This is a genomic window from Yersinia entomophaga (assembly GCF_001656035.1).
Lineage (GTDB): Bacteria > Pseudomonadota > Gammaproteobacteria > Enterobacterales > Enterobacteriaceae > Yersinia > Yersinia entomophaga.
This window is the reverse complement of sequence record NZ_CP010029.1, coordinates 2,531,636-2,557,644: the sequence shown is the minus strand read 5'-3', so window position 1 is coordinate 2,557,644 and position 26,009 is coordinate 2,531,636. Positions and strand designations below refer to the sequence as shown.

Here is a 26,009-nt window from a genome sequence, read left to right as displayed (position 1 = left end):
CGATGCCATTCGTTGAAGGGTAGAAATTAAAAAGGGGAGCCGATGATGAGTCGACCCCCTTTATTTTCCAGCGTTTCTCAATTAGGCAACGGCAGTGAGAGTTGCCATTGCCAGTTTAAGACAACGGAATCAGTAATAAGAATGCTCGCCGCGCTGATGCTCGGTCAGGTCTCTTACCCCTTTCAATTCAGGGAATTTCTGTAACAGCTCTTTTTCGATGCCTTCTTTCAGGGTCACATCGACCATCGAACATCCGTTACAACCGCCACCGAACTGAAGAATTGCCAGCCCGTCATCGGTGATTTCCATCAGCGTAACGCGACCACCGTGGCCAGCCAGCTGTGGGTTAATCTGCGACTGCAAAACGTACTCTACCCGTTCCATCAGCGGTGCAGAATCATCCACTTTCCGCATTTTGGCATTAGGCGCTTTCAGGGTTAACTGCGAGCCTAACTGATCGGTAACGAAGTCGATTTCAGCATCCTGCAGATAAGGTACGCTCAATTCATCCACATAGGCGGATAATTGCTCGAATTTTAGCTCGGTATCTGTGGCCTCAACCGCATCCGGCGGGCAATAGGACACACCACATTCCGCCGTTGGAGTACCTGGGTTGATCACAAATACGCGGATTTGGGTACCTTCTTCTTGATTTGCCAGCAATTTGGCAAAATGAGATTGTGCTGCATCTGTTATTTTGATCATGGCATTAGCTCAATAGTTGACTGCTCTTGTCGGTTATAATACGCCCATTGACGCCGTGACTACAAGGTGCGGCAAATACACCAGACCTGCAATGAGCTTACCTTCTGTTCCCGCAGCATAGCGCCTATCTCGGCAACCGTGCTGCCCGTTGTCACAACATCATCCAGTAATACGACGTGCTGACCGCAAAAATCTTCGGTAAGGCGAAATATTCCCCTTAGATTCTTCCGGCGCGCGCTGGCGGTGAGCTGCCGCTGCGGTGGCGCGGCAGACAGGCGTTTTAGACTGTCAGGATGATAATCGCAGCCTAGCCAGCGAGCCAAAGGTCGCGCCAATAAATCGCTTTGATTAAAACCTCTCTGCCAGCAGCGCTGGTGATGTAACGGCACGCTGATCAACCGCTGAGGCTTGATTGCCGCACTATCGGCGTATTTTATCGTTCGCCAGCGTAAGAATATCAAGCGAGCCAAAACCGGCGCTAATTGTGAAAAACCCTTAAATTTCAGCATTTTTATTAGCGTACTTAACGGCGGTTGATAATCCCCGATGAACAGTATCCGCTGCCATGGCCGTGGTTGCTGTAGGCAGCGACCGCAGGGTAGTTCGGGCTGTGATGAGGGCAAGCCACAGCGAAAACAGCAGGGTGGCGGCATGGGTAAATGACGTAAACAGAAACAGCAAATTCCGTGAAAAGCCAGATGTAACGGTTGTCGGCATAGCCAACATAGCCCGGTGATTGTTAGCATAGGCATCTTCCTTGATGTTGAAGGCAACAGGATAATAACTGATGACAAAGCTTTATTGGCAGACCTGCGGCGAAGGCGATCGCGATCTTGTGCTGCTGCACGGATGGGGACTGAACGCCGAGGTGTGGCGTTGCATGATTGAGCGGCTTGCCCCGCATTTTCGTATTCATCTGGTCGATTTGCCGGGCTACGGACGCAGCCGAGATTATGGTGCGATGTCGCTGGATGAGATGGCTGATATTGTACAGAAACAGGCTCCAGCGAAGGCGCTGTGGCTGGGGTGGTCAATGGGCGGGTTGGTGGCGAGTCAGATTGCCCTGAGTCACCCGGAGCGCGTGAGCGGCCTGATTACGGTCTCTTCTTCCCCCTGTTTTACCGCCCATGACGAATGGCCGGGGATTCGCCCAGAAGTGCTGGCGGGTTTCCAACAGCAGCTAACGGAAGATTTTCAACGCACCGTTGAGCGTTTTTTGGCGTTACAAACGCTGGGGACGGAAAGCGCCCGTCAGGATGCACGCTTGCTGAAATCGGTGGTATTGAATCATCAAATGCCTGAGGTGGAAGTATTGACCGGTGGCCTGGAAATTTTGCGCACGGTGGATTTACGTCAGGAGCTGGCTGCTTGTTCTGTCCCGTTACTGCGTATTTATGGTTATCTGGATGGTCTGGTGCCGCGCAAAGTTGCCGCGTTGCTGGATGATGCTTTACCTCAAAGTCGCTCTGTAGTGATGAAAGGCTCGGCTCATGCTCCATTTATCTCTCACCCTGATGATTTTGCAGAGTTAATCATTAATTTTGCCGCTGAGACTGCTCAGAGTTCTTAATGGAGTCACGCCGTCGGGAGAAGGGCTATCTCTGCCATTACCTCGACGGGATCGAAATATATTGGTCATTTATTGGCTAAATACTGAATCTACTCAATAATTAGAAGCGTTAGATCAGGTGCTACAGAACGGGCAGTTCATCGCGCCGATTTTTCTGTAACCCTTCCTCTGGGGATGAACCTTTCCTGTAGGCGCATCAATACAAATCAAATCTAACTCATATCGTTATTACTTGGCTCAATTTTTCTGTACACGCACCTATCACTTTAATGCGAGGTATTACCATGAAATTATTGAAAAATGTAGCGGTTGCTCTGGTTGTTGGTGGGTTGTCTTTTGGCGCTTTGGCAGCGAAAGAAATTACAAGACAAGAAGCGAAAGACAAAGGCTACGAAAAAATTGGCACCATTTCTTCTTCTGGCGAAGCCATGTCTCCACTGGATGTGAAACAGGATTTGTCGGCTAAAGCCGACGAAAAAGGCGGCAAGTACTACGTCATCATCTCGGAAAATGAAAAGAAAAAATTTAACGCTACCGCAGATGTTTATAAGTAATTATCGTTGAATAACAATAAGGTGATGCCATTGCTGACATCACCTTTTTCTTTAGTGGGTTTTTAACTGATACACCACGGTATTGCATTTCTGGCCTTCCGGGCAGCTTTTACAGCTACCGCTCAGGCATCCGGTGTTATCCTGCTCGATACGCTCCAGTTTTCCCATAGCAATCAGTCGTTCTAGCATAGCTTCTACCAAAGGTAGCGGTGCGGCCAACTGCTGACTTAGCTGGCTAGCTTCCATGCAGCCGTTCAGGGCAAGGGTGTCACGCAGTTGCATCAAACTGGCCATAATTGATTTCTCCCTGATTAATGACAGTGACCGCCGCCATTTTGGCAGCCACTCGCGGGCTGTCGATTCTGTAGGCGGAAGGTTACCCGGCTGCGAGCACGGCGCAGGCCGAAGAATATCAAAATGTTAAAGACGATGACCGCCGCGATAATGCCCAAACTTTGCTGTGGATGGCTGCTAAAGGTCGCGGCCTGATAGAACAGCGTTGCCAGTGAGTAAGCCACGTTTAGTCCCCACAGAATTGAGAAGGTCATCCAGCCGCGGCTGGTTTCACGGGCGATCGCGCCCATAACGGAAACGCAGGGAACGTAGAGCAAAACAAAGATCAGGTAGCTATAAGCCGCCACGCTGGAGCCAAATTTGCTGCTCATCATGCCCATTGAACCAGCTTCCATTTCACCGTCACCCTTGCTGGCTTCGATCGGGTTGGAAAGTACGCTCAGGCTGAAGGTATCTTTTAATCCCTGCCAGGTTTCGTTTACCGCTCCGCCGAGTTCATCCAGCAAATTAAAGCCTTCTGCATCAAAAGGTTCGTTCTTAATTTGCTCGGCGGTATACAGAGTGTTTAATGTCCCCACAACGACTTCTTTCGCCATAGCCCCGGTAACCAAGCCCACGGTGGCCTGCCAGTTATCGGCGTGTACGCCCATTGGCGTCAGCAACGGCGTGAGTACTTTACTGACCGAGGCCAAAGCTGAGTCATTAATGCTATCGGCGGCTTTCCCGCCGAAGGTAAAGCTGTTCAATCCACCAATAAAAATACTGGCGATAACGATGACTTTACCGGCGCGCAGCACAAAGCCTTTCAGGCGCTGCCAGGTCTGTAGCAGCAGGCTTTTTAAGTGAGGAACGTGGTAAACCGGCAGTTCCATCACGAAGGGAGAGGCTTCGCCGCGCATAATGGTGTACTTGAGTAGCAGTCCGGTAAGAATGGCGACCACGATGCCGAGCAAATACAGGGAGAATACGATGCTGGCACCGTCCTGCCCGAAGAAAGCGGCGGCGAAGACGGCAAAAATAGCCAGACGTGCACCACAGGACATAAAGGGCGCCATCATGACGGTTATCAGGCGTTCGCGCTGAGCGTCCAAGGTACGTGCGCCCATAATTGCCGGCACGTTACAGCCAAACCCGACGATGAGCGGCACGAAGGATTTACCCGGCAGCCCCAGAGCCTGCATCAGGCGGTCCATAACGAAAGCCGCCCGAGCCATATAGCCAGAATCTTCGAGGAAGGATAGAAACAGGTACATCATGCCGATTTGCGGTACCAGCGGTAAAACAGTGTTGATCCCGCCGCCAATCCCCTGAGCTAAAAATATCGTCAGCCATTCGGGGAAGTGCAGGGTATAGCCAACCCATTGTAGACCCTGAATAAATATCGCCGATGAGCCGATATCAAAAATTGGCTGTAGCGCCCCGCCGATATTGATCGCCAATACAAACATCAAATACATAACAAACAGGAAAATTGGCACGCCGAGCCAACGATTCAGAATCACTTTATCTAGCATTTGAGTCAGACGGTTAGGTTCAGCCTGTTGCGCGTTGCTAACCGCATCACACAGCGTTGCGATGCTTTGGTAACGAGCGTCGGCAATCACCAGTTCGGGATCTTCATGTTGTTGATCTTTAAGCCGTTGGCGGGACTCTGCCAGCAAAGCGGGCGAAACGCCGGAGCGTGCCAGACTGTAGATATCACCTTCCAGCATTTGTAACGCCAGCCAGCGCCGTTGCTGCATTGGCAGACTATCGGGCATGGCCGAAGTCAGTTTTTCAACTTCTTCCAGCAACAGCGGCGGATAGTTCACCAGAGCGTTATCGGTGTTCGGCTGATATTGGTCGATGCTGGTTTTCAGTTCGGCAATACCTGTTGCACGAGTCGAAACTAGTGGAATGACCGGGCAACCAAGGCGCTTAGACAACGCATCCACGTCAATTTTGATTCGTTGACTTTGGGCAATATCCAGCATATTCAGCGCGATAATGCATGGAATGCCCAACTCTAGCAGCTGCAATGTCAGATAGAGGTTGCGTTCCAGATTCGACGCATCTATTACGTTGATTAACAGATCGGCTTCGCCACTGAGAATGTAGTGACAGGCAATTTGTTCATCCAGCGAGGTTTGTTCAGAGATGGTCGTCAGGGAATAGGTGCCGGGCAGGTCAACCAAAGTCACCTGATGCTGCGCCGTGGAAAAATGACCTTCTTTCCGTTCTACCGTGACCCCAGACCAGTTACCTACGCGCTGACGTGCTCCGGTCAGTTGGTTGAACAGTGTAGTTTTACCTGCATTGGGGTTGCCAATTAAGCCGATTGTGAGTGCTTTCATGATCCAACGTAATATGAGTAAATTAAAATTAATCTAGACCAGGTGATATACCCAACCGAGCCGCAGAGAAAATAAAATGAAAGGAACCTAAAAATTAAGGCTGTAGGTCCAAATTCAGAAAATCTAAATCTTTTTTACGCAAGACCAAGCTAACGCGGCGAGTTTCTATCTGAATGGGATCGCCTAATGGTGCGAGACGCACAACATTAAATGATGAACCGGGTAACATGCCGAGCGACAATAATTTTTGTCGATAAGCCGGGCTGATTTCAGGAGAGAATCCCAAAATCTTATAAGCGCGTTGAGGAAGAAGATGCATATAACCCTCGTGATAATAAAAGATGACATTATCGGCAACAAAATGGCGGACTAACCAGCTCAACGCCAGGTGCGAATATCACATTATCTGCCAGAGGAATCGGGCTATTAGCGCTAGCCATTGAACTGCGGGCGGTAGCGCTAAGCGATAATAGACACAATAATGATAGTGAGAATCGTTATCGTATTCAACAGCGATCAAAAGCCTAATGGTAAATATTCGTTACGACATTAGGAATAATATGCTCTAGGCCGATATCTTCTTTTTTTAGCACCAAAGTGTGGCGTTCGCAAACGAGAATGGCTGGTTAAAATGGTTAATGAATTGTATTTCAATTTACATATACGACCAGCCTTAAGGATAATAATTCTAATTTACACTATCTGCAATTCACCATGATTTGAATCAATTAATATCTGGATTTATATTTAGTTAATCTTATTTATTATGTTTCTTAATAAATCCTTAGGGTTGCGTCAGTCGCCTCATTTATTTTGAGAGGTCCAACACAAATAGAAAAAATATGATGGACTCAGAAAATAGATGTTTAGCTTCTGCTAATCATCTATGAATATAAAATTTCATATTTATAGACCAAAAGATTATGAAAGGCATATCACAGAATAGCAGTGAGAAAAGGGAGAGAGTGGCGCGAACTGGGAAGGAAAAACGCCGCTGACAAGAGTCAGCGGCGCGGTTGGATTAGCGTTTTTTGCCTAAGGCCGCTGCTAGCGCGTCGCTCATGGCGCTGTTGCCTGCGCCGGTAGCGCTAGCAGTGCGTCCTTTGGCTGGCGCTCTATCGCGAGAATCCTGACTATTGCGTCCTCCCTGACGAGGTTTAGCACTATTGTCAGCGCTGCCGCGTCGGGCATTGGTTTCTCCCGGTTGCTCGTCTAAACGCATCGTTAAAGCAATACGTTTACGCTGTAAATCTACTTCCATTACTTTCACTTTGACGATATCGCCGGCTTTCACCACTTTATGTGGGTCATCGACAAATTTGTCTGCCAGTGAAGAAATGTGCACCAAACCATCCTGATGGACGCCGATATCAACAAAGGCTCCAAAATTGGTGACGTTAGTCACCGAACCTTCCAGAATCATTCCCACGGTGAGGTCGTTCATGGTTTCAACGCCGTCTGCGAAGGTTGCGGTTTTAAACTCAGGACGCGGATCGCGACCCGGTTTTTCCAACTCTTTAAGAATATCTGTCACCGTCGGCACACCGAAACGCTCGGTAGTAAAATCTCTGGCTTGCAGGTTCCGCAGTACGGTTGGATTGCCCATTAAATCCTGTAACGCCTGCTCGGTCGCAGCCAGAATACGTTCGACTACCGGATAGGCTTCGGGATGCACCGTCGAGGCGTCCAGCGGGTTATCGCCGTGGTTGATGCGCAGGAAACCGGCGCACTGCTCAAAGGCTTTTGGCCCCAAACGACTGACTTTCAATAGCTGTTCACGATTACGGAAACGACCATTTTCATTACGCCAGTTCACGATATTTTGCGCCATCATGCGCGTCAGACCGGCAACGCGGGTTAGTAATGGCACCGACGCTGTATTGAGATCCACGCCAACGGCGTTTACGCAGTCTTCAACCACCGCATCCAGTTTTTTAGCCAATTGGCTCTGGCTAACGTCATGCTGATACTGGCCAACCCCGATAGATTTTGGATCGATCTTAACCAGCTCGGCCAGCGGATCTTGCAGGCGACGGGCAATTGACACCGCGCCACGGATAGAGACATCCAGATCGGGGAATTCCAGTGCCGCCAGCTCAGATGCGGAATACACGGAGGCTCCGGCTTCACTGACAATCACTTTCTGTGCGGTAACCGCCGGATATTGCTGCTGCAATTCGGTAAAGAAGCGCTCTGTTTCCCGAGACGCGGTGCCGTTACCAATTGCCACCAGTTCAACCTGATGCTTGATGCATAGCGCCGCGACAGTGGCGGCGGCTTTGGTGGCCTGACCGGTATGAGGGTAAACCGTGTCGTAAGCCACTAATTTACCGGTGGCATCAACCACGGCGACTTTGACTCCGGTACGTAATCCTGGATCCAGACCCATGGTGGCGCGCATGCCGGCAGGTGCTGCCATCAGCAAATCCTGCATATTACGGGCAAACACGTTGATGGCTTCTTCTTCCGCCCGCTCGCGCAGGGTGCTCATCAATTCGGTTTCCAAATGCAGTAAAACTTTGATGCGCCATGTCCAGTTGATGACGGCTTTCCGCCACGCATCGGCAGGCGCATTATTCAGGCGCAGATCCAGATGATTGATAATAATCTGTTCGCCCTGGCTTTCACGCGGCGGTTCTTCAAACTGCGGATCGGCATTCAGAGACAGTTGAAGCACGCCTTCATTGCGGCCACGGAACATAGCCAATGCGCGGTGCGAAGGTACCTGAGCGATAGGTTCATGATGTTCGAAGTAATCGCGGAACTTTGCCCCTTCCTGCTCTTTGCCTTCAACTACTTTTGAGACGAGGTGCGCATTTTTCCATAGATACTGACGCACTTTAGCCAGCAGCGTGGCGTCTTCGGCGAAACGCTCCATCAGGATGTAACGCGCGCCATCCAAGGCGGCTTTGGTATCGGCAACGCCTTTCTCAGCATCGATATAGGCGGCGGCAACGGATTCAGGCTCTTGCTGCGGATTGTTCCACAAGCTATCGGCCAGAGGTTCCAGACCGGCTTCAATCGCAATCTGTCCGCGCGTGCGACGCTTCGGTTTATAAGGCAGATAAAGGTCTTCTAGCTCGGTTTTACTCATAGTGCCGTTTATGGCACCGGCGAGTTGCTCAGTTAGCTTGCCTTGATCTTCAATGGATTTGAGAATGGTTTGGCGGCGGTCTTCCAATTCACGCAGATAACCCAGACGGGTTTCCAGCTGGCGCAACTGGGTATCATCCAACCCGCCGGTAACTTCCTTACGATACCGTGCAATAAAGGGCACGGTATTACCTTCATCAAGCAGGCGGATAGCGGAGATGACTTGCTCCGGCCGGGCCTGTAGTTCGCTTGCAATAATGCGGCTCAGTGGTTCATTCATAAGTCTGGTATCAGTTCGATAGATGAATAGGGAAATCAGAAAGGACAGTTATACGGATTGCGACAGAGAATTGCCAGTGCTGCGGTAATGCCGGCGAGCCAGAGAAAGTAGTGTTTTAGCATCTCGTTTTGCAGTAACAAATCAAAGCAGACCATTCCCAATATACTGCCGAGCGAATCTCCCAGAGTGGCAGACAGTGATACCAGCCCGAAGTAGGTAGCGAAACGCCCTGGCTCGGCGAATGAGGCATTAGCCGCGTTTGAGCACGGCATAAATACCATTAGTGCAAAGGCAAAAATACAGCCTGCCAGCAGGATGAAAAACATGTTATGAGCGTAGTAAATCAGCAGGAAGGATAGAGAAAACGCCGCTAATGTCACCTTGGGAAAATAAGCCTGAATCCGCGGGTTAATATGGGCGCTGACCCAGTATTGCAGCACCATCACAGACAAGGCTTCGACCATGTAGAACCGCGTGATATGGCTTTCTGCGCCTAATACTTCGCGCACGTAGAGTGGAATGGTGGAAAAAAGCTGAGCATAAAGCATCCATAGCAGGCTATTGATCAGCAAGAATCGGCAGTAATGCTGTTTTTTGAAGGCGATCAGAAAATCTATAACGATCGGTTTGGCTTTCTCAACTGACTGGTGGTGAGGTTCAGAGAGAAAAAACCGGCAAAATAGCAGCAGAGCGAGATAGAAACTAGCAATAACCCAATACAGCTGACCAGGATAATTGAGCAATATATTAAAACCAATGGCAGGGGCGATTAATGCCGAGCCATGCATAAGAACGTAGATAAATGAATAATCGGCAGGAGCGTGAGAAGCGTCGGATGAAGACTGTTTTTGGCGCGCGATAGCAGAGTGGGTTAGCAATACGATGGAAGAAACGCCCACGCCAGCAATACAGAGGCACCAAGGAGCAAGGATACCTATCAGCTTATCTGATGCAGCCAGTAAAAAACCGACGGCGGCAATGCTTAAAGAAAGCATCAGGCTAGTGCGTAGAGTTAATCGATCGAACCACGGCCCCAAAGCGACCTTTGCCAGACGTGAGGTAAAAACGTAGCCAAAAATGATGGTGCCAACGGTGGCTACGGATAAGTTCAGATAATCATAGAGATAAGTGGCGAGAGTCGTCATCAGCATGTAATAGGCCAATGACGATCCGGCAAAAATAATAGAGATTGATAGTAACGGCCGAGTATTTATCCACAACGGCATATACCCAGCCACTCCTAGGCTGTTTGTCGAGTTCGATGGCCTTCACCTAAAGAGCGAGTGAGGTACAAATCCATCATATGGCGTTGCCACAGATTGAGTGCCTCTGCAAAACGATAAGCCAACCCTAAGGCTTCTTCCACGCAAGCTACGGCTAAAGGCGGACTGTGAGCAGAAAACTGACTTAACGAATTAAGATGATCATAGTTTTCATCCGTTTCTGCGTGGATAACGAAGGGTTCAACCACGCTATAATCTAACGCGTTTCGCTCGGCAATATTTCGATAAAATGTTCGGGTTTCATTGACTCGTCGAGCGGTGTTTTCCAGTACGGCTACGCAGCTTTTGTAGGCGAAACAACCTCGTCTGGCGGCCAATTGCAACAGCGCGCAAAGAGACTGAGTGCAGGGTAACGGCAACAGCGTTTCTTCTAGTGCGGGTAGCAGATGAGCACGGCGAAAACGTATTGCGCTAAGTTTGAACAGATAAGGGTGATCCCATTCCTCAGACAAATGTGTAATGAGTTTGTCCGCGACCAATTGATTCTGAGTATGAGATAGCGCGGCTCCTAAATGTCGGATCACACTGTGAGTATGGTGGTAGTTTTCTATTGCCCAAGCATAAAGCGTATTCAGATCTGTCGCTGCCGTCGGGTTTTCCATCGTTGACCAGAATGGGTCGAAGTAAAGTATATCCGCCCAATGATTCAGCTCGTTGTTTATCAGGTCAGCGGCATCTGCGGCAGCAATATAATCAGCATTAATCGGAATGGCATAGAGCAGAACGTTTTTATGCAGGAATGCCATAAAGTCTCGGCTGAAATCGGCGCTGCACCCTGTTTCTATCAAAGCGGATTCTGGGTCTCGGTTTCTCGACAGCATTTCGACAAAAAATGCATTGATATCATCATGAACCAGCTCAACTACCTGTAGCCGGGAGGTGAGGCGCAAAACTCGTTCGCGAACATATTCAACCACAACGGAATCTTTTAACAGCATGATTTTCTCCAGTATTCACCGATTGTGGTGCTGGTGGCATTAGGCGCTGTGTAACCAATTCATGTGCAATTGAGGGAAGGAGAATGCCTTCTCGACGTAAAAAACCTGCACACCGCGATAAAACAAATGAAATTGATCCCCCAGAGCCGCCAGATTAATCAGGCTGGTATCGATATCTCGTTGCAGGCGCGGACCGATAAAATCGCAACAGGCTTTGCCATAGCTGCCCGCAAGGGGATATCCGTAGACTTTGGTCAGGGGAATACTGGCGAAAGAGGTGTCATTATCAATAGACTCTGATTTCCACGTAGCAAGGTGAGCAATGATTTCCGGGTTATCCAAAAGCTCGCTAAAGAACGCCACTACCGGTTCGATAGATTCGATGTAGCCAGGTGATCCAAATAGATCGATGGCGTAGGCAAAAGCCAGAGGATCTTTAGCGGCGATATTCTCCAGTGTGAGCTGCAACATTAAGGTTGAGGTCAGTGGCTCCAGTTCAGCCAGAGGTTTTTGGGTCAGCTCATGACAAATGTTATCCCAGGTTTTTTTCATTCGATGAGCGTGGAAAGCATGCAGAATAAAAAGCTCCTGAAGCTGCTTATCTTCGGTTTCCGCAGCGCATCGTACCAGCGCTTTATCTAATCCATACAGCAGGTGGCACATTTCAACGGCGAGTTTGCAGCAGTGAGGCGTTAATCCATAGTATTCGCTCATTGCGCCGCCTTTCAGCCAGCCACGCAGCGAAGTCGTCACGGCGATAAACTGTTCATTCATCTCTTCGGGCTGAATCATGTTCCAAGCGTCAGCGGGAAAGGATAAGTCCTTAGGAGTCAGAAGGGGTAGTGCTGGGGCTGTCGCGGTATTATCCATAAAGTTAACCCTTTCCTATATGGTTGAACTTGCGTAGTGGGTACCAGAAAGCTGGTCGGATGATGTAGAAACACACTGAGCGCCAGAAAGCGGCAATGAGTGATAATGCCGATAAATATCGTCATGCCATATCTCAAACCAATTGGCGAGCCGATGACAGCTAGTGAAAATCTGAGTAACTTTCTGTGCCGGTAATGTCGAATGACCTTCCAGTAGGTGTTCGAAGATATCGATATGTTCAAACTTCTGATCTGCCATCAAATGATGAATCAGCTTATCGGTGAATGCCTGAGGGAGTTCTAGCCGCTCGCCGGCCGTTTGATAGAAATCGATCACCGATTGCCCGTTTTGGGTGGTGGCTTCCAGCAAGGCTTCGCAGGCGTTGTACACCAGCGTTCCCATTTGAGCCACATTGGCCATAAAACGCGTAATGCTGGTGGTACTGGCTAGGGGCGGGCTTTGATCCAACTGAGCCTGATCGATACCCACATCGTGGCAAGCGGCCATAAATAACCGGTAATGATCCCACTCTTCGCTGAGATGACGAAATTGGATGCCATGCCCGATTTGGTCATCGGCATAGTGAATAGCCCGAGGCATATGCGACATAACGCTGCGAGTGTAATGCATATTTTCCTGCGCCCAGCCGATAAGCACCGACGGCGATTCTTTACCATCATACAAATCTTGCCATATCTGTTGGTCATACATCTTATGCACCCAAATGGGCAGCCAGCGGTTGAATTCCGTCAAAAAAAGTGGCGTAGGAATCGCCTGATACGCTGGCAGACACCAGATGAAGCCTGCGGACTCCAGAGATGCCAAAGTATGATTAACGGTGGTGATGTCGAGTGATAGGTGTGTAGCGATTTGTTGTGGGGTTTGCGTGCCGTCACAGCATTCAAGCAGGCGTTTGAAGTTATCCCATTGATTGAGGTCTGCGATAGTTAGCGTCACTCCCGCTCGCGAGGCCGTCTTGTCTAAAACTACCGTATTGGGCAGTAATAAAGGCTTGTTGATACCTTCCATGATTCGCTCTCCAGATCATAAATTGTTTTATAAACGTCAGTATGAGCTAACCTCCCTAATATTTTAGGGAGGTCTTGACCGTTATTGTTCGGCTGCTGGTCGAGGTTTATTCTGCTCTGGTAGCTTGGTTTCAAGAATAATAATTTCCATTTTAAAATCCTCCGTGATTTTAAATAAATCCATATATAACATCATGTTAATCAATGTTACTTGAGCGCTTTTCTGCGCGTATTAATCTTTATAACTCGCCGTATAAAAAGTCAACACAGTCTGTCTTAATGTGAAGTTATGACCGTCGAGATAGGTAAAGTTTGAGGCATGGCTCGAGTAAACAACCTGGCGTAATCTGAGGGAAGACAACGTATTGATGATAAGTTACGTTATATTGGATGACTGAATACCCAACCCGTGTTGAGTGGATAAGAGAATGTCGAAAAGTAATTACATCACCCGCGAAGGCTGGCAGGCTCTGGACCTCGAACTAAAATATCTATGGCGAGAAGAACGGCCAAGGGTGACGCAGGCAGTTTCAGAAGCAGCCGCAATGGGCGACCGTTCTGAAAATGCCGAATATATTTATGGGAAAAAACGCCTGCGGGAAATCGATCGTCGGGTGCGTTTTTTATCCAAACGTCTGGATGTGTTGAAAATCGTCGATCCCGATCCGCGTCAGGAAGGAAAAGTTTATTTTGGCGCTTGGGTTAGGGTGGAAAATGAACTGGGAGAAGAGCGGTTTTTTCGATTGGTTGGCCCAGATGAATTCGATCCGGCCAAAAAATGGATCTCAATTGACTCGCCGGTGGCGCGAGCCTTGATTGGTAAACAGGTAGATGATGAAATCACGGTTCAGACACCCAACGGCGAGGCAACCTACTGGATATTAGAGATTCGGTACCGGCCATTTGACGAAAAGTGTTGATTATTAGGTAGAACAATAAGCTTTGTAACAATTTCGACTAGAATATATACCATAAATAGCTGTCTGTTAGCGTGAGTTTTTCTAACAATATTCAGGTCGGGCAATACAGCCTTTGGGAGTACTAAAATGCAAGAGAATCACAAGATTCTGGTCGTCGATGATGACATGCGCCTGCGTGCGCTTTTGGAACGCTATTTGACTGAGCAAGGTTTTCAAGTCCGCAGCGTAGCCAATGCTGAACAGATGGACCGCTTGCTAACCCGTGAATCATTCCACCTGATGGTTCTGGACCTGATGTTGCCGGGCGAAGATGGGCTATCTATTTGCCGCCGCCTGCGTAGCCAGAGCAACCCAATGCCAATCATTATGGTGACCGCGAAAGGCGAAGAAGTTGACCGTATTGTTGGTCTGGAAATCGGTGCAGATGACTATATTCCTAAGCCGTTTAACCCGCGTGAGCTGTTGGCGCGTATTCGTGCGGTGTTGCGCCGTCAGGCCAATGAACTACCGGGTGCACCTTCTCAGGAAGAGGCGATTATCTCCTTCGGCAAATTCAAACTGAATTTGGGAACCCGCGAAATGTTTCGCGAAGATGAACCTATGCCATTGACCAGCGGCGAGTTTGCCGTGCTGAAGGCATTGGTGAGCCATCCGCGTGAGCCGTTATCCCGCGATAAATTGATGAATCTGGCTCGTGGCCGTGAGTACAGCGCCATGGAACGTTCCATCGATGTTCAAATCTCCCGTCTACGCCGTATGGTGGAAGAAGATCCTGCTCATCCGCGTTATATCCAAACCGTTTGGGGCTTGGGCTACGTATTCGTACCGGACGGCAGTAAAGCATGAGGCGATGGCGCTTTTCTCCGCGTAGCTCGTTTGCCCGTACCCTGTTATTGATTGTGACCTTGCTGTTCGTCAGTTTGGTCACAACTTATTTAGTGGTACTAAACTTTGCCATTTTGCCTAGTTTGCAGCAGTTCAATAAGGTTCTGGCTTACGAAGTTCGTATGCTGATGACCGACCGGCTGCAACTGGAAGACGGCACGCTACTGGAGGTCCCGCCCGCTTTTCGGCGTGAAATCTACCGTGAGTTGGGAATTTCTTTGTATACCAATGCTGCGGCGGAGGAGAGTGGCCTGCGTTGGGCTCAGCATTACAAGTTTCTCAGCGATCAAATGGCCCAGCAGCTTGGAGGGCCAACGGATGTGCGGGTTGAGGTTAATAAAAACTCGCCGGTCGTCTGGCTGAAAACCTGGCTATCGCCAGACATCTGGGTGCGGGTTCCTCTGACTGAAATTCATCAGGGTGATTTCTCGCCGCTGTTCCGTTATACGCTAGCGATTATGCTGCTGGCGGTCGGCGGAGCCTGGCTGTTTATCCGCATTCAGAATCGGCCCTTGGTGGAACTAGAGCACGCGGCGCTACAGGTGGGGAAAGGCCATATTCCGCCGCCGCTGCGGGAATATGGCGCATCTGAGGTGCGCTCGGTAACCCGGGCATTTAACCAAATGGCCTCCGGAGTAAAGCTGCTGGCAGATGACCGCACGCTTCTGATGGCGGGCGTCAGCCATGATTTACGTACACCGCTGACCCGTATTCGCCTAGCGACGGAAATGATGGCAGAAGAGGATGGTTATCTCTCTGAATCCATTAATAAAGATATTGAAGAATGTAATGCCATCATCGAACAGTTTATTGATTACCTGCGCACCGGGGAGGAAATGCCGACGGAAACCTGCGATCTGAACGCCATTTTGGGCGAAGTCATTGCGGCAGAAAGCGGATATGAGCGGGAAATTGAAACAGATTTATGCGACGGCGAAGTGAAGGTCGAAGTGCATCCGTTATCGATTAAACGTGCGTTGGCGAACATGGTGGTTAACGCAGCTCGTTATGGTAATGGCTGGATAAAAGTAAGCAGCGGCACTGAGTTACAGCGCGCCTGGTTCCAAGTGGAAGATGATGGGCCGGGTATCAAACCGGAAGAATTGAAGCATCTGTTCCAGCCATTCGTTCGCGGCGATAGCGCTCGTAGCACCAGCGGCACCGGTCTGGGACTGGCAATCGTACAGCGTATTCTTGATGCTCACTCAGGTATGCTGGATATCGGCACCAGTGAGAAGGGCGGGCTGTGCATTCGCGCTTACCTGCCATTGCCCTTAGACGTGAAATCGGTGGCACCGGGCAAACACGGTTGACGGTGTGAGCGACTAATATCATTAAGAATCAGCAAGATCAAAAAAGGGCACGAATATCGTGCCCTTTTGCATAAGTAAAACAGATTAGATTTTCGGCCCGGCGCTGACTAAAGCTGCGCCAGCAGGGGTATCGGTATACTTATCGAAGTTGGTGACGAAGCGTTTTGCCAGATCTTCCGCTTTTTCCTGCCACTGCTCAAGACTGCCGTAGGTTTGACGCGGGTCCAGAATCTCTGGATTCACGCCCGGCAACGCCGTCGGTACCGTCAGATTAAATATTGGTAAGGTGAATGTCTCAGCCTTATCAATATCGCCATTCAGGATGGCATCAATAATCCCACGCGTATCTTTAATCGAAATACGTTTACCTGTGCCATTCCAGCCGGTGTTAACCAGATAGGCCTGAGCGCCCGCCGCCTGCATGCGTTTTACCAGTACTTCGGCATACTGAGTTGGATGCAGCGACAGGAAAGCCGCGCCGAAGCAGGCAGAGAAGGTTGGCGTTGGTTCGGTTACGCCGCGTTCGGTACCGGCCAGCTTGGCGGTAAAGCCAGACAGGAAGTGATACTGGGTTTGATCAGCGGTTAAACGAGATACCGGTGGTAAAACACCAAACGCATCGGCGGTCAGGAAAATGACTTTGGTTGCGTGGCCAGCTTTGGATACTGGCTTAACGATGTTTTCGATATGGTAAATCGGATAGGAAACTCGTGTATTTTCCGTTTTCGATCCATCGTTAAAATCAACGGTACCATCGGCCAGTACCATGACGTTTTCCAGCAGAGCGTCTCGCTTAATAGCGTGATAAATATCTGGCTCGGCTTCCTCGGAAAGTTTGATGGTTTTGGCGTAGCAGCCGCCTTCAAAGTTAAACACGCCGTCATCATCCCAGCCGTGTTCATCATCGCCGATGAGTTTACGCTTAGGATCGGTAGACAGGGTGGTTTTGCCGGTGCCAGACAGGCCGAAGAAGATCGCTACATCGCCTTTCTCGCCCACGTTGGCAGAACAGTGCATGGAAGCAATGCCTTTCAGCGGTAGCAGGTAGTTCATCATTGAGAACATACCTTTCTTCATCTCGCCGCCGTACCAGGTGCCGCCAATCAGCTGCATGCGTTCGGTCAGGTTGAATGCCACAAAGTTTTCGGAGTTAAGACCCTGCTCTTTCCAGTTCGGGTTCGTGCATTTAGCGCCGTTCATCACGATAAAATCAGGCTCAAAATTGGCCAGTTCTTCATCAGTAGGGCGGATAAACATGTTTTTCACGAAGTGTGCCTGCCACGCAACCTCGGTAATAAAACGAACCTTCAGACGAGTATCAGCGTTCGCACCGCAGAAAGTATCAACCACAAACAGACGCTTACCGGATAATTGTTCGGTAACCAGCCCTTTCAACTGGGTCCAGGTTTCCTGACTCAGCGGTTTATTATCATTCTTGCCTTTGCCCTGATCGGCCCACCACACGGTATCTTGAGTGATGGCGTCGCGAACGATGTATTTATCTTTCGGGGAGCGGCCGGTAAAAATGCCGGTATCAACGGCGACAGCGCCTAAATTGGTGACAGTCCCGCGCTCATAGCCTTGCAGATCAGGCTTGGTTTCTTCCTGAAATAAAAGCTCATAACTAGGGTTGTAAACAATCTCGCTTACACTATGGATGCCATAATCGGCGAGCTCTTGCGGGGTGATTCCTTTAACACTCATGTCTAACTCCTAGGGTCGTCTTATTTTTATGCCACCGATTGTAAATCCTCAGCCTCGATTAACAGCGATTGCTATCAAAGATTTTAATAAATGACCTATTTTTAGCTAGGTTATGAGAGATAGCACACGAATTATAGCAAGCGTGAAACGGCAGGAATCACCGGGCACAGTAAATGTGCCCGGAAAGAACAGAATAATTAATGGATTTGATCGTCAGACGGGCTGTTTCCGCTGAGCAAATTGGCGATATCTACAGCGTCAAAAATATGGTGAGTGCCACAATATTCGCAGTGCATATCAATTTGACCATCCTGCTCAAGCATTTCCTGCACTTCTTCAACAGGCAGAGTCACTAAAGCGTCCATGCATCGTTCACGGGAACAGGTGCAACGGAAGCTGACATTCTGCGGATCATAAATAGTCACTTCTTCCTGATGATACAGGCGATACAGCACTTCATTGGCTGGCAGGGTGAACAGTTCTTCCGCCTTGATAGTGGTTGTCAGCTGCGCCAAATGGTCGAATTCGTCTTCATTTCGCTCTTCGGCAGGCAGAACCTGCAACAGCATACCCGCTGCCGCCGCTTTACCTTCGACTTCACCGGTACGGATAAACAGGCGGGTCGGTAGCTGTTCGGACTGCATGAAATAGCTTTCCAGACATTCGGCCAGAGTGTCGCCTTCCAAGCCAACAACACCCTGATAACGTTCACCTTTAGCTGGTGTAATGGTTATCACCATATAACCATTACCAATCATTTGCTTCAGCGAGCTGTCTTCGGCAATTTCGCCGTTGGTGCGAGCCACGCCTCTTAGTTCCTGCTGGTTATTGCCGTTGATTACGGCCAGAGTCAACGGGCCATCGCCCTGCAGCTGTACGGTGATATCGCCGTCAAATTTCAGAGTAGCGGTCAACAGGCTGGTAGCGACCAACAGTTCACCCAGCAGCTTTTTAACCGGCGCGGGGTAATCATGGTTCGCGATAATCTGTTGATAAGTTTCATTAACGGTTACCAGCTCGCCGCGTACCGCATGATGGTTGAATAGATAGCGGTGTAATTGGTCGTGATTAGACATAGTTTTCTCTCTTAAAAGCAGCCGGTTATTCCGACTCGCCGTATTTAAATTTGATCAGATTGCGACGCTCTTTTTTATCCGGCCGTCGATCCGGATGGGGCATGGTCAGAGCATTGAGTTTACGTGCCTGAGCTACTTTCTCCCGGTTGGCGATACTGGTTTCCGTTTCTTCATACATTGCCTGCGCTTCCGCCGCACCGCGCCGCTGGCTGTGTATGGACAGAATTCGAACCGTGCGCTCGTCATTCCCTTGTCGCAACCGAATTTCCGCATTCAATTCAACCAGTTTACTGGGTTTCCCCCGCTGGCCGTTGTAATGAACTTTACCGCCATCAATCATCTCTCTGGCCATTGCGCGGGTTTTGTAAAAACGCGCAGCCCATAGCCATTTATCCAGACGAACGGCGTCATCGGGAGCGGATTTTTCTTTCACAGAATCTCCTGTCTGCTAAGCCGCGCTGTGGTGCCGAATGGCTGGCAACAGTTGGCGATAGTCGCTGATGGCGGGATGGCTTTGAAACACTTTGCCCGCGCAGCTTGAATCAGGGTTTTCAACGCCCAAACAGTAACGGATACCAAAGGTTTTTGCCGCGTCCAAAATGGCTTCGCTGTCATCCACAAATAAGGTTCTGGCGGGGTCAAAATCGATATGTTGAGCCACGGCCTGCCACAAACGCTGATCTTCTTTCGGATAACCAAATATATGGGTGGAAAGTAACAAATCAAGGTGCTGATCGAGACCGGTATGCTGAACTTTAATATTCAGGCTATGGGGATGAGCATTGGTCAGTAAAATGGTTTTCCGCCCGGAGTCGCGTAATTCCTGCAAAAACGGCAGTGTATCCTGACGCAAACTGGCGCGCGACCCGACCTGCGTCGTCATGGCATAAATATCCAGATCTAGTCGTTGGCACCAGTAATCGAAGCAATACCAGCTCATGGTGTGCTGCACCGCGTGGTATTCATCGTTAATAATTGCCTTGGCCTGCTCCAAAGGGATATTCCGCTGCTGGCTTAGAGCTTCAGGCACCAGTTTTAGCCAGAAATAGCTGTCGAACTCCAGATCCAGCAAAGTACCGTCCATATCCAATAATACGGTATCGATATCTTGCCAGTTAACATTCAGTGGCATGGTCACTCCAATAAAATAAGCAGGCATTCTGGCTGTTTGAGGGGGAACAGCGACGGACGATTTAGCAGATAATATTTAGCCTAGCATACCAAAATGACAAGGTCTGCGCGTGGCTGATGCTGCGTAGGCGGATTCTGGCGCTTAGCGAAGATAAGGCGTAGCGGTAAGGTGAGTGCTAAAGCAGCTATCATAATAGCGTTGAATATCTTCCATGCGGGTGCGATTTTGGCGCATACGCTTAATGACCAGGTAGCCGTTGACGGACAGGCAAATAATCAAGGCGAATAACAACAGGCTGGTGCCTAAATAGCGGCTGAGCGTGATAACGTCCGGTTCGCTATGCAAAGTAACATGACGCGTACCGTTGGCATCAACGGTAATGCTGGTGATGACTCCTTCAGCTTTAAACGGGGTATTCAGCAGCAAACCAGAGAGCCGCTGAAGTTCTCGCCACTGCTCTAACGCACTGTAATCAAACAGCGGAACGGCAGGAATAGGATGGTTGACCAGCTGTTTGCCTTCATCGCTGCTGATCAGGAAACCGCCCGGCGGCGGGCTATTTAATGCCTCGGTAGCCAGATGAGTTTCGCGGTAAACGAAGGAAGAGGTAGCGGTATTCACCAAACTTTCCAACGCATCGGCGCTGACCGGACGTAATAACACGTTCATACCTTTGAGCGCGCCAGACTGTGCTTTTTTGGTGAGCGCCGCCCAGTTCTTGGCGTTGCCTAAATTGACCAAGGCGTTTTTCAGACGTACGCAATCGGCTTCGCTTCTGCATAACTCTTTGGTTTTCAGTACAATATCGGAAAAGTTATTCAGCAGAATCATCCCGGACTTTTCAATCGCTGTCGCTAACTGTGGGTTAACGTTAGGATCGCTGCTGTCCTGCGGGTGCAATTGCTGATTGACCGTCGCCAGCAGTGCAGCGGCTTTTTCAATAGTTTCCGACTCAGGCTGTGGTAGCGTAGATGCGGTATTCCAGTAAATGCTAGAGCAATCGAAAGGCGTAAAAGCAAAATTATGCGGGCCGAGAGCGTTAGGCGGCACATAGCACATACCCGTTCCCTGAGCTTTCAGCATATCGCCAATGCGAAGCGGCATCTTTTCCAAAGCTTGTACACTAGTGACCTGCTGGCTTTGTGCACCCTGAATCCACGCCATGCTGAGTTTTAGCGGCAGACCGAGCGGAACATAAACGACCAGCAATATCAGAATCGCTAATGAACCGAGCATTAACGTCAGGTTTTTGCCCCAGCGCTGCAATGGAAAATTTTTCATTTCATCATGCAGGGATAAATAGCGTCCCTGACGGACGACCTGCCGATTTAGATAAATATCAACGTTGGTTTTCTTACCCAGATCGTGGGCGAAATAAGCCTGCCAGTGAGGCGGATAAATCAAGTCGATAATGCCCAAAGAGATGTTATTCATCTGCCCTTGATTGGACTCGCCAAATAATCCCCAACGCTTTGGCGTGCCACTCAGGCAATGAACTTCCTTTAAATCCGATTCTGAAAGTGGTCGGAATAACTTCCAGCAGGCCCAGGAAAGCAGGGCGATAGAGACAAGAATCAGCCATGGCAATACTACCCCAGGACTAATAAGGCTGAGGAATAGAAGCAGCAAAGCCAAACAGATAGTCGCCGCTTCTCTCAGGCCGGTAGGCCCGTAAATCGCATGTTCTTCCGGCGTTTCCTTGCGAATATTGACCAAGGCGACGTGTTCGCTGTCTTCTTTACGGATAGACGCATTTTGTGGCGCAGACTGGGCGACTCGCGGCGTTGGGGCTTCCAACGTGTGATCTTTAAGGGAGTGACCATTTAAAGAGATCACCAATGGGATAGTTTTTGTCTGAATGACTTCGACGTAATTATCCTGCGCGATGAATTGTTCCCAGAACGGGGGTAAATGCACTTCGGTGGCATCAAGGTAGTAACGCCATTTATTCGGTTCATCGCTAGCCACGCCGTAGCGGGTAATAGCGCGGGTGACGGCATAGACATTATCGCTTTCCGGGATCAACGCCAGCTCGTTAGACGAGGACGAATGCCCTTGATCCAGATGTGAATCCAGACCCGGCAGCTTTTTAAAGGTGCCATTTTCGGATTGATTAAGCAGGTAATTCTCGACGGCGACGCGTTCTTCAGGCGTAAGGGTACGATGCGTGGGTTTGACAAACGGGAGCGCCACGGGAACGGCAGAGATTTGGTGATATTTGAACCACCATAGCAATGCAACAGCGACAAGGCTGGTCAAGAGTAAGGCCAATATCAACACTATTGTGCTCATCCCATCCCCATCCGAGTGCTACCAAACCTCGTTAACTCTATGAAAGAATGCATATTATGCATAAAAATCGTGTCGAGGCATACGGAAGAGTTATTTCGTGAGCGGGTATAGCGGCATTCTGCTCAGCGATATGATCTGGTGTAGGGGCTCTTCAACTGCCTGTTAGGCGACAAAGATAACAGGGGTAATACGCGGGTAATATCAGCATATTCCTATTTTCATCTTCATACTTTAACGTTCTTGCTGCCTAAATAGGCCAGTTTCTAACCGACTAAATTTTGACTAAACCGATTGTCATGTTAAAAACGGGTAAATTATATCTAACGGCGTTGCGATAAAGGTTCTCATTAACGCACAATGTGATCAAGTTTTAAAACTATCCCTGCACCCAAGACGTTAGCATTATTCTGGACAGGAAAAGATTGGCCTGAAGCACATTTTGGCAGGCTGGTACGCCCTAATAAAACGTCATATTAGAGGTGAATTATTCATTCGGGGCTATCATGAAACACCTGCAAAAACCTAAAATTCTTAATGTCGAAACGGTTGCCCGCTCCCGCTTATTTAACGTAGAGGCGGTCGATCTTGAGTTTAGTAACGGCGTCCGTCGTCTTTACGAACGAATGCGCCCCTCCAATCGCGAAGCGGTTATGATCGTGCCGATTATCGGCGAAGATCTGTTGCTGATTCGCGAATATGCCGTGGGAATTGAATCCTATGAGCTGGGGTTCCCTAAAGGGTTAATCGATCCGGGAGAAGAAGTTCTGGATGCGGCGAACCGTGAATTGATGGAAGAAGTTGGCTTTGGTGCCAAGCGTTTTGATTATCTGACCAAGCTGACGATGGCCCCATCTTACTTTTCCAGCAAAATGAATATTGTCGTCGCACGAGATTTGTACCCGCAAAGTCTGGAAGGGGATGAGCCAGAACCTTTGCCGCAGGTGCGCTGGCCGATTGCGAATATGATGGCGTTGCTGAAAGATCCTGATTTTAATGAGGCGCGTAATGTGAGCGCGTTATTCCTCGCTCAGGCCTTCTTTAATTCGACTCTTTCACGTTAACTTTCTCTTTTGGAATGATAAAAAAAACCGGCCAATCCTGAAGACTGGCCGGTTTTTTATTCGCGAATACCGTTAAAACTGTTTCCGGCTAGCGCGGCTCCCAACTAGAACAATTCCTGACTCTGGCCGTTGTCCATGAGCGTCGTACCCACTTCCTGAACCGCGTGTTCCGTCGGCTGCGTTCCTTCGATAAAGTACTCAGGTCGGCTACCCGAACCGCCGTCAGACAGCTTGCCGGTACGTTTATCGATCACCACGGTAACCACGCCCGGAGGCGGCGTTGTTTTCTGTTCAGGGATACCTTCCAGAGCGACTTTCATGAAATCATTCCACGCAGGCTGAGCGGTTTTCGCTCCACCTTCACCGCCGGCGATCTGGTCTGGAATAGCGCCAGAAGCGGTACTGCGGCCGAGGTTACGTCGATGGTCATCAAAGCCGATCCACACTGACGTTACGGTATCTGGGCCATAACCAGAGAACCAGGCATCTTTCGAGCTGTTGGTAGTACCAGTTTTACCGCCAATATCGTGTCGTTTCAGATCGCGGCCCGCGCGCCAGCCGGTTCCCATCCAACCTGGCTCGCCGAAGATGTTGGTATTCATCGCATCTTTAATCAGGAACGCCAGCGGAGTGCTGATAACGTGCGGTGCATACTGCTGATCGCTATCTTGTTTAACCTGAGACGGCGAAACCTGCTCTAGCTCCGGCATCGGAACGGTGCTTGCGGTATTATTCTGCGAGGTTGCCACGTTCTCTACGTTGTCGTCAGAAAGCACCACAGAACGCTGCGTGTCGCCGTAAATAACAGGCAAATTGCAATCATTGCACACAATCTTCGGTTTGGCTTCGAACAGGACATTATTGGCTTCATCGGTGATTTTAGTGATGAAGTAAGGGTCAACCAAATAACCACCGTTTGCCATCACCGCGTAACCGCGCGCGACCTGCAATGGAGTAAAGGACGCGGAACCCAGCGCGAGCGACTCGGAATGTACGATATTCTGCGCAGGGAAACCGAAGCGTTGCAGATATTCCGCAGCATAATCGACGCCCATGGCGCGCATGGCTCGCACCATAACGACGTTTTTCGATTGACCTAAGCCTTGACGTAAGCGGATTGGACCATCGTAGCTCGGCGGGGAGTTTTTCGGCCGCCAGTCAGTGCCTGCACCGGCATCCCAACGAGTAATCGGCAAATCGTTGAGAATGGTCGCCAGCGTTAAGCCTTTATCCATCGCAGCGGTATACAGGAAAGGTTTGATATTCGAACCAACCTGACGCAATGCCTGAGTTGCACGGTTAAACTTGCTTTGGTTAAAGTCAAAACCGCCAACCAACGCTTTAATTGCACCGTTATTGGGGTCGATTGAAACCAATGCGGAGTTCACGTCCGGCACCTGCGCCAGCCACCAGATATCGCCGACCTGACGCACCCAGATTTGTTGTCCAGCTTGTACTACATCAGTCACGCGTTTCGGCGTAGGGCCTTGAGCCGTATCGGATTTAAACGCTCGCGCCCAACGCATCCCGGCCATTGGCAACGTGACGCTGCTGCCGTCGGCTAATATAGCTGTCGCCTGTTCAGCCGTCGTCTGAGTCACAACCGCAGGGCGCAGCGGGCCGTAAACCGGCAGAGTTTTTAAAGAATCGACAATCTGTTGCTGCGTCCAGGCGGCTTCACCCACTTTCCACAGTACGTTTGACGGGCCGCGATAACCGTGGCGCATGTCATAGGCCAAAACGTTGGCTCGTAGAGAATCCACAGCGGCTAACTGGAGTTTTTTGGTGATAGTGGTGTAAACCTGATAACCATCGGTATAGGCATTCTCGCCATAACGTTTGATCATTTCCTGACGCACCATTTCAGCCAGATAAGGCGCTGAGAAGGCGATTTCTGGCGCATGATAATGAGCGACTAGAGGTTCACTGCGTGCCTGATCGTATTGCGCCTGAGTAATGTATTTTTCATCCAGCATTCGGGATAACACAACATTACGACGCGATACGGCACGATCGTGCGAATAAAGCGGGTTAAAGGTCGACGGCGCCTTCGGCAAACCGGCGATCATGGCAATTTCGCTCAGAGTTAACTGATTAATTTCTTTGCCAAAATATACCTGCGCCGCAGCACCAACGCCATAGGCGCGGTAACCAAGATAAATTTTGTTCAGATACAGTTCAAGAATTTCATCCTTAGTCAGTAACTGCTCAATACGCACTGCCAGAAAGGCCTCTTTGATTTTACGCATCAAAGTCCGTTCCGGGCTAAGGAAGAAGTTTCTCGCCAGCTGCTGGGTGATGGTACTGGCTCCCTGAGAGGCGCGGCCAGAAACTAAAGCGATGGATGCGGCACGCAATATACCGACCGGATCAACGCCGTGGTGCTCATAGAAACGGCTATCTTCCGTCGCAATAAAGGCGTGCACCATTTCAGGCGGAATTTGCTTTAAAGACAGCGGAATTCGGCGTTTCTCACCAAATTGGGCGATCAATTCGCCATCGGCGCTATACACCAGCATAGGTGTTTGTAACCGGACGTCTTTCAGCGTGGCAACGTCGGGTAGCTGAGGCTCAATATATTTGTACAGGCCAAATATCGAGGCTGCTCCCAGTAAAATGCAACACACCGTAAGGATCAAAAAATACTTTACGAACTTCACCTGAGATTTCCCATTCAA

The 26,009-nt window shown here is 49.6% G+C and carries 22 protein-coding genes; 6 read left to right on the top strand and 16 right to left on the bottom strand.

Annotated features, from left to right (window positions below; translation table 11 throughout):
- Positions 1 to 129: 129 nt before the first annotated feature.
- Positions 130 to 705 (bottom strand): Fe-S biogenesis protein NfuA, encoded by a 576-nt coding sequence (gene nfuA, locus PL78_RS11770; RefSeq protein ID WP_064515669.1) that lies wholly within the window; start codon positions 703 to 705, stop codon positions 130 to 132.
- 59 nt (positions 706 to 764) lie between these two features.
- Complete coding sequence (gntX, locus tag PL78_RS11765) at positions 765 to 1,451, bottom strand: DNA utilization protein GntX (RefSeq protein ID WP_064515668.1); 687 nt, start codon at positions 1,449 to 1,451, stop codon at positions 765 to 767.
- Between the two features lie 41 nt (positions 1,452 to 1,492).
- Here gntX and bioH point away from each other — a divergent pair, with 41 nt between their 5' ends.
- A complete protein-coding gene (gene bioH, locus PL78_RS11760) occupies positions 1,493 to 2,275 on the top strand; it encodes a pimeloyl-ACP methyl ester esterase BioH (RefSeq protein ID WP_064515667.1) in 783 nt (260 codons plus the stop codon).
- Positions 2,276 to 2,559: 284 nt separating this feature from the next.
- Positions 2,560 to 2,829, top strand: a complete 270-nt coding sequence (locus tag PL78_RS11755; protein WP_064515666.1) for a YdgH/BhsA/McbA-like domain containing protein — start codon at positions 2,560 to 2,562, stop codon at positions 2,827 to 2,829.
- Positions 2,830 to 2,880: 51 nt separating this feature from the next.
- Here PL78_RS11755 and feoC read toward each other — a convergent pair whose 3' ends face one another.
- The 8 genes from feoC to PL78_RS11715 form a co-directional block, all read right to left on the bottom strand.
- Positions 2,881 to 3,123, bottom strand: a complete 243-nt coding sequence (feoC, locus tag PL78_RS11750; protein WP_064515665.1) for a [Fe-S]-dependent transcriptional repressor FeoC — start codon at positions 3,121 to 3,123, stop codon at positions 2,881 to 2,883.
- Between the two features lie 17 nt (positions 3,124 to 3,140).
- Positions 3,141 to 5,456 carry a Fe(2+) transporter permease subunit FeoB gene (gene feoB / locus PL78_RS11745; protein WP_064515664.1) on the bottom strand — a complete coding sequence of 772 codons (2,316 nt, stop codon included), beginning with the start codon at positions 5,454 to 5,456 and terminating at the stop codon, positions 3,141 to 3,143.
- Between the two features lie 94 nt (positions 5,457 to 5,550).
- The gene (gene feoA / locus PL78_RS11740) at positions 5,551 to 5,775 is read right to left on the bottom strand and encodes a ferrous iron transporter A (protein ID WP_049597284.1); all 225 of its coding nucleotides are present in this window, start codon (positions 5,773 to 5,775) and stop codon (positions 5,551 to 5,553) included.
- Positions 5,776 to 6,477: 702 nt separating this feature from the next.
- Positions 6,478 to 8,829 (bottom strand): Tex family protein, encoded by a 2,352-nt coding sequence (locus PL78_RS11735; RefSeq protein WP_064515663.1) that lies wholly within the window; start codon positions 8,827 to 8,829, stop codon positions 6,478 to 6,480.
- A 35-nt stretch (positions 8,830 to 8,864) separates the two neighbouring features.
- Complete coding sequence (locus tag PL78_RS11730; protein ID WP_064515662.1) at positions 8,865 to 10,055, bottom strand: MFS transporter; 1,191 nt, start codon at positions 10,053 to 10,055, stop codon at positions 8,865 to 8,867.
- Between the two features lie 14 nt (positions 10,056 to 10,069).
- Complete coding sequence (locus tag PL78_RS11725) at positions 10,070 to 11,050, bottom strand: hypothetical protein (RefSeq protein WP_064515661.1); 981 nt, start codon at positions 11,048 to 11,050, stop codon at positions 10,070 to 10,072.
- A 39-nt stretch (positions 11,051 to 11,089) separates the two neighbouring features.
- Complete coding sequence (locus PL78_RS11720; RefSeq protein WP_064515660.1) at positions 11,090 to 11,920, bottom strand: hypothetical protein; 831 nt, start codon at positions 11,918 to 11,920, stop codon at positions 11,090 to 11,092.
- A 15-nt stretch (positions 11,921 to 11,935) separates the two neighbouring features.
- The gene (locus PL78_RS11715; RefSeq protein WP_064515659.1) at positions 11,936 to 12,949 is read right to left on the bottom strand and encodes a hypothetical protein; all 1,014 of its coding nucleotides are present in this window, start codon (positions 12,947 to 12,949) and stop codon (positions 11,936 to 11,938) included.
- A 427-nt stretch (positions 12,950 to 13,376) separates the two neighbouring features.
- Between PL78_RS11715 and greB the strand changes: the two genes are divergently transcribed.
- The 3 genes from greB to envZ all read left to right on the top strand — a co-directional run bounded on the left by greB (position 13,377) and on the right by envZ (position 16,066).
- Positions 13,377 to 13,868, top strand: a complete 492-nt coding sequence (gene greB, locus PL78_RS11710; RefSeq protein ID WP_064515658.1) for a transcription elongation factor GreB — start codon at positions 13,377 to 13,379, stop codon at positions 13,866 to 13,868.
- A 126-nt stretch (positions 13,869 to 13,994) separates the two neighbouring features.
- Complete coding sequence (ompR, locus tag PL78_RS11705; protein WP_049597277.1) at positions 13,995 to 14,714, top strand: osmolarity response regulator transcription factor OmpR; 720 nt, start codon at positions 13,995 to 13,997, stop codon at positions 14,712 to 14,714.
- The gene (gene envZ / locus PL78_RS11700) at positions 14,711 to 16,066 is read left to right on the top strand and encodes a two-component system sensor histidine kinase EnvZ (protein ID WP_064515657.1); all 1,356 of its coding nucleotides are present in this window, start codon (positions 14,711 to 14,713) and stop codon (positions 16,064 to 16,066) included. Before ompR ends, envZ begins: the two co-directional genes overlap by 4 nt.
- Before the next feature lie 84 nt (positions 16,067 to 16,150).
- Here the strand turns inward: envZ and pckA are convergent, their stop codons facing one another.
- From pckA to PL78_RS11675, 5 genes are all read right to left on the bottom strand, one after another.
- A complete protein-coding gene (gene pckA, locus PL78_RS11695; protein WP_064515656.1) occupies positions 16,151 to 17,770 on the bottom strand; it encodes a phosphoenolpyruvate carboxykinase (ATP) in 1,620 nt (539 codons plus the stop codon).
- Positions 17,771 to 17,967: 197 nt separating this feature from the next.
- Complete coding sequence (gene hslO, locus PL78_RS11690; protein ID WP_064515655.1) at positions 17,968 to 18,846, bottom strand: Hsp33 family molecular chaperone HslO; 879 nt, start codon at positions 18,844 to 18,846, stop codon at positions 17,968 to 17,970.
- Between the two features lie 25 nt (positions 18,847 to 18,871).
- Positions 18,872 to 19,279, bottom strand: a complete 408-nt coding sequence (hslR, locus tag PL78_RS11685) for a ribosome-associated heat shock protein Hsp15 (protein ID WP_064515654.1) — start codon at positions 19,277 to 19,279, stop codon at positions 18,872 to 18,874.
- Between the two features lie 15 nt (positions 19,280 to 19,294).
- Positions 19,295 to 19,978 (bottom strand): GMP/IMP nucleotidase, encoded by a 684-nt coding sequence (gene yrfG / locus PL78_RS11680; RefSeq protein ID WP_064515653.1) that lies wholly within the window; start codon positions 19,976 to 19,978, stop codon positions 19,295 to 19,297.
- Positions 19,979 to 20,119: 141 nt separating this feature from the next.
- Positions 20,120 to 22,270, bottom strand: a complete 2,151-nt coding sequence (locus tag PL78_RS11675) for an intracellular growth attenuator family protein (protein WP_064515652.1) — start codon at positions 22,268 to 22,270, stop codon at positions 20,120 to 20,122.
- Between the two features lie 503 nt (positions 22,271 to 22,773).
- Between PL78_RS11675 and nudE the strand changes: the two genes are divergently transcribed.
- Positions 22,774 to 23,331, top strand: coding sequence for an ADP compounds hydrolase NudE (nudE, locus tag PL78_RS11670; RefSeq protein WP_179207946.1), 558 nt, complete (start codon positions 22,774 to 22,776; stop codon positions 23,329 to 23,331).
- Positions 23,332 to 23,435: 104 nt separating this feature from the next.
- On the opposite strand, the gene mrcA is transcribed toward nudE, so the two are convergent.
- Positions 23,436 to 25,991 carry a peptidoglycan glycosyltransferase/peptidoglycan DD-transpeptidase MrcA gene (gene mrcA, locus PL78_RS11665; protein WP_064518400.1) on the bottom strand — a complete coding sequence of 852 codons (2,556 nt, stop codon included), beginning with the start codon at positions 25,989 to 25,991 and terminating at the stop codon, positions 23,436 to 23,438.
- Positions 25,992 to 26,009: the final 18 nt, after the last annotated feature.

What these genes read in the sequence shown, in the direction of transcription:
- nfuA (WP_064515669.1), bottom strand. Translation starts at nt 705, where the DNA reads ATGATCAAAATAACAGATGCAGCACAATCTCATTTTGCCAAATTGCTG.
- gntX (WP_064515668.1), bottom strand. Translation starts at nt 1,451, where the DNA reads ATGCTAACAATCACCGGGCTATGTTGGCTATGCCGACAACCGTTACAT.
- bioH (WP_064515667.1), top strand. Translation starts at nt 1,493, where the DNA reads ATGACAAAGCTTTATTGGCAGACCTGCGGCGAAGGCGATCGCGATCTT.
- PL78_RS11755 (WP_064515666.1), top strand. Translation starts at nt 2,560, where the DNA reads ATGAAATTATTGAAAAATGTAGCGGTTGCTCTGGTTGTTGGTGGGTTG.
- feoC (WP_064515665.1), bottom strand. Translation starts at nt 3,123, where the DNA reads ATGGCCAGTTTGATGCAACTGCGTGACACCCTTGCCCTGAACGGCTGC.
- feoB (WP_064515664.1), bottom strand. Translation starts at nt 5,456, where the DNA reads ATGAAAGCACTCACAATCGGCTTAATTGGCAACCCCAATGCAGGTAAA.
- feoA (WP_049597284.1), bottom strand. Translation starts at nt 5,775, where the DNA reads ATGCATCTTCTTCCTCAACGCGCTTATAAGATTTTGGGATTCTCTCCT.
- PL78_RS11735 (WP_064515663.1), bottom strand. Translation starts at nt 8,829, where the DNA reads ATGAATGAACCACTGAGCCGCATTATTGCAAGCGAACTACAGGCCCGG.
- PL78_RS11730 (WP_064515662.1), bottom strand. Translation starts at nt 10,055, where the DNA reads ATGCCGTTGTGGATAAATACTCGGCCGTTACTATCAATCTCTATTATT.
- PL78_RS11725 (WP_064515661.1), bottom strand. Translation starts at nt 11,050, where the DNA reads ATGCTGTTAAAAGATTCCGTTGTGGTTGAATATGTTCGCGAACGAGTT.
- PL78_RS11720 (WP_064515660.1), bottom strand. Translation starts at nt 11,920, where the DNA reads ATGGATAATACCGCGACAGCCCCAGCACTACCCCTTCTGACTCCTAAG.
- PL78_RS11715 (WP_064515659.1), bottom strand. Translation starts at nt 12,949, where the DNA reads ATGGAAGGTATCAACAAGCCTTTATTACTGCCCAATACGGTAGTTTTA.
- greB (WP_064515658.1), top strand. Translation starts at nt 13,377, where the DNA reads ATGTCGAAAAGTAATTACATCACCCGCGAAGGCTGGCAGGCTCTGGAC.
- ompR (WP_049597277.1), top strand. Translation starts at nt 13,995, where the DNA reads ATGCAAGAGAATCACAAGATTCTGGTCGTCGATGATGACATGCGCCTG.
- envZ (WP_064515657.1), top strand. Translation starts at nt 14,711, where the DNA reads ATGAGGCGATGGCGCTTTTCTCCGCGTAGCTCGTTTGCCCGTACCCTG.
- pckA (WP_064515656.1), bottom strand. Translation starts at nt 17,770, where the DNA reads ATGAGTGTTAAAGGAATCACCCCGCAAGAGCTCGCCGATTATGGCATC.
- hslO (WP_064515655.1), bottom strand. Translation starts at nt 18,846, where the DNA reads ATGTCTAATCACGACCAATTACACCGCTATCTATTCAACCATCATGCG.
- yrfG (WP_064515653.1), bottom strand. Translation starts at nt 19,978, where the DNA reads ATGCCACTGAATGTTAACTGGCAAGATATCGATACCGTATTATTGGAT.
- PL78_RS11675 (WP_064515652.1), bottom strand. Translation starts at nt 22,270, where the DNA reads ATGAGCACAATAGTGTTGATATTGGCCTTACTCTTGACCAGCCTTGTC.
- nudE (WP_179207946.1), top strand. Translation starts at nt 22,774, where the DNA reads ATGAAACACCTGCAAAAACCTAAAATTCTTAATGTCGAAACGGTTGCC.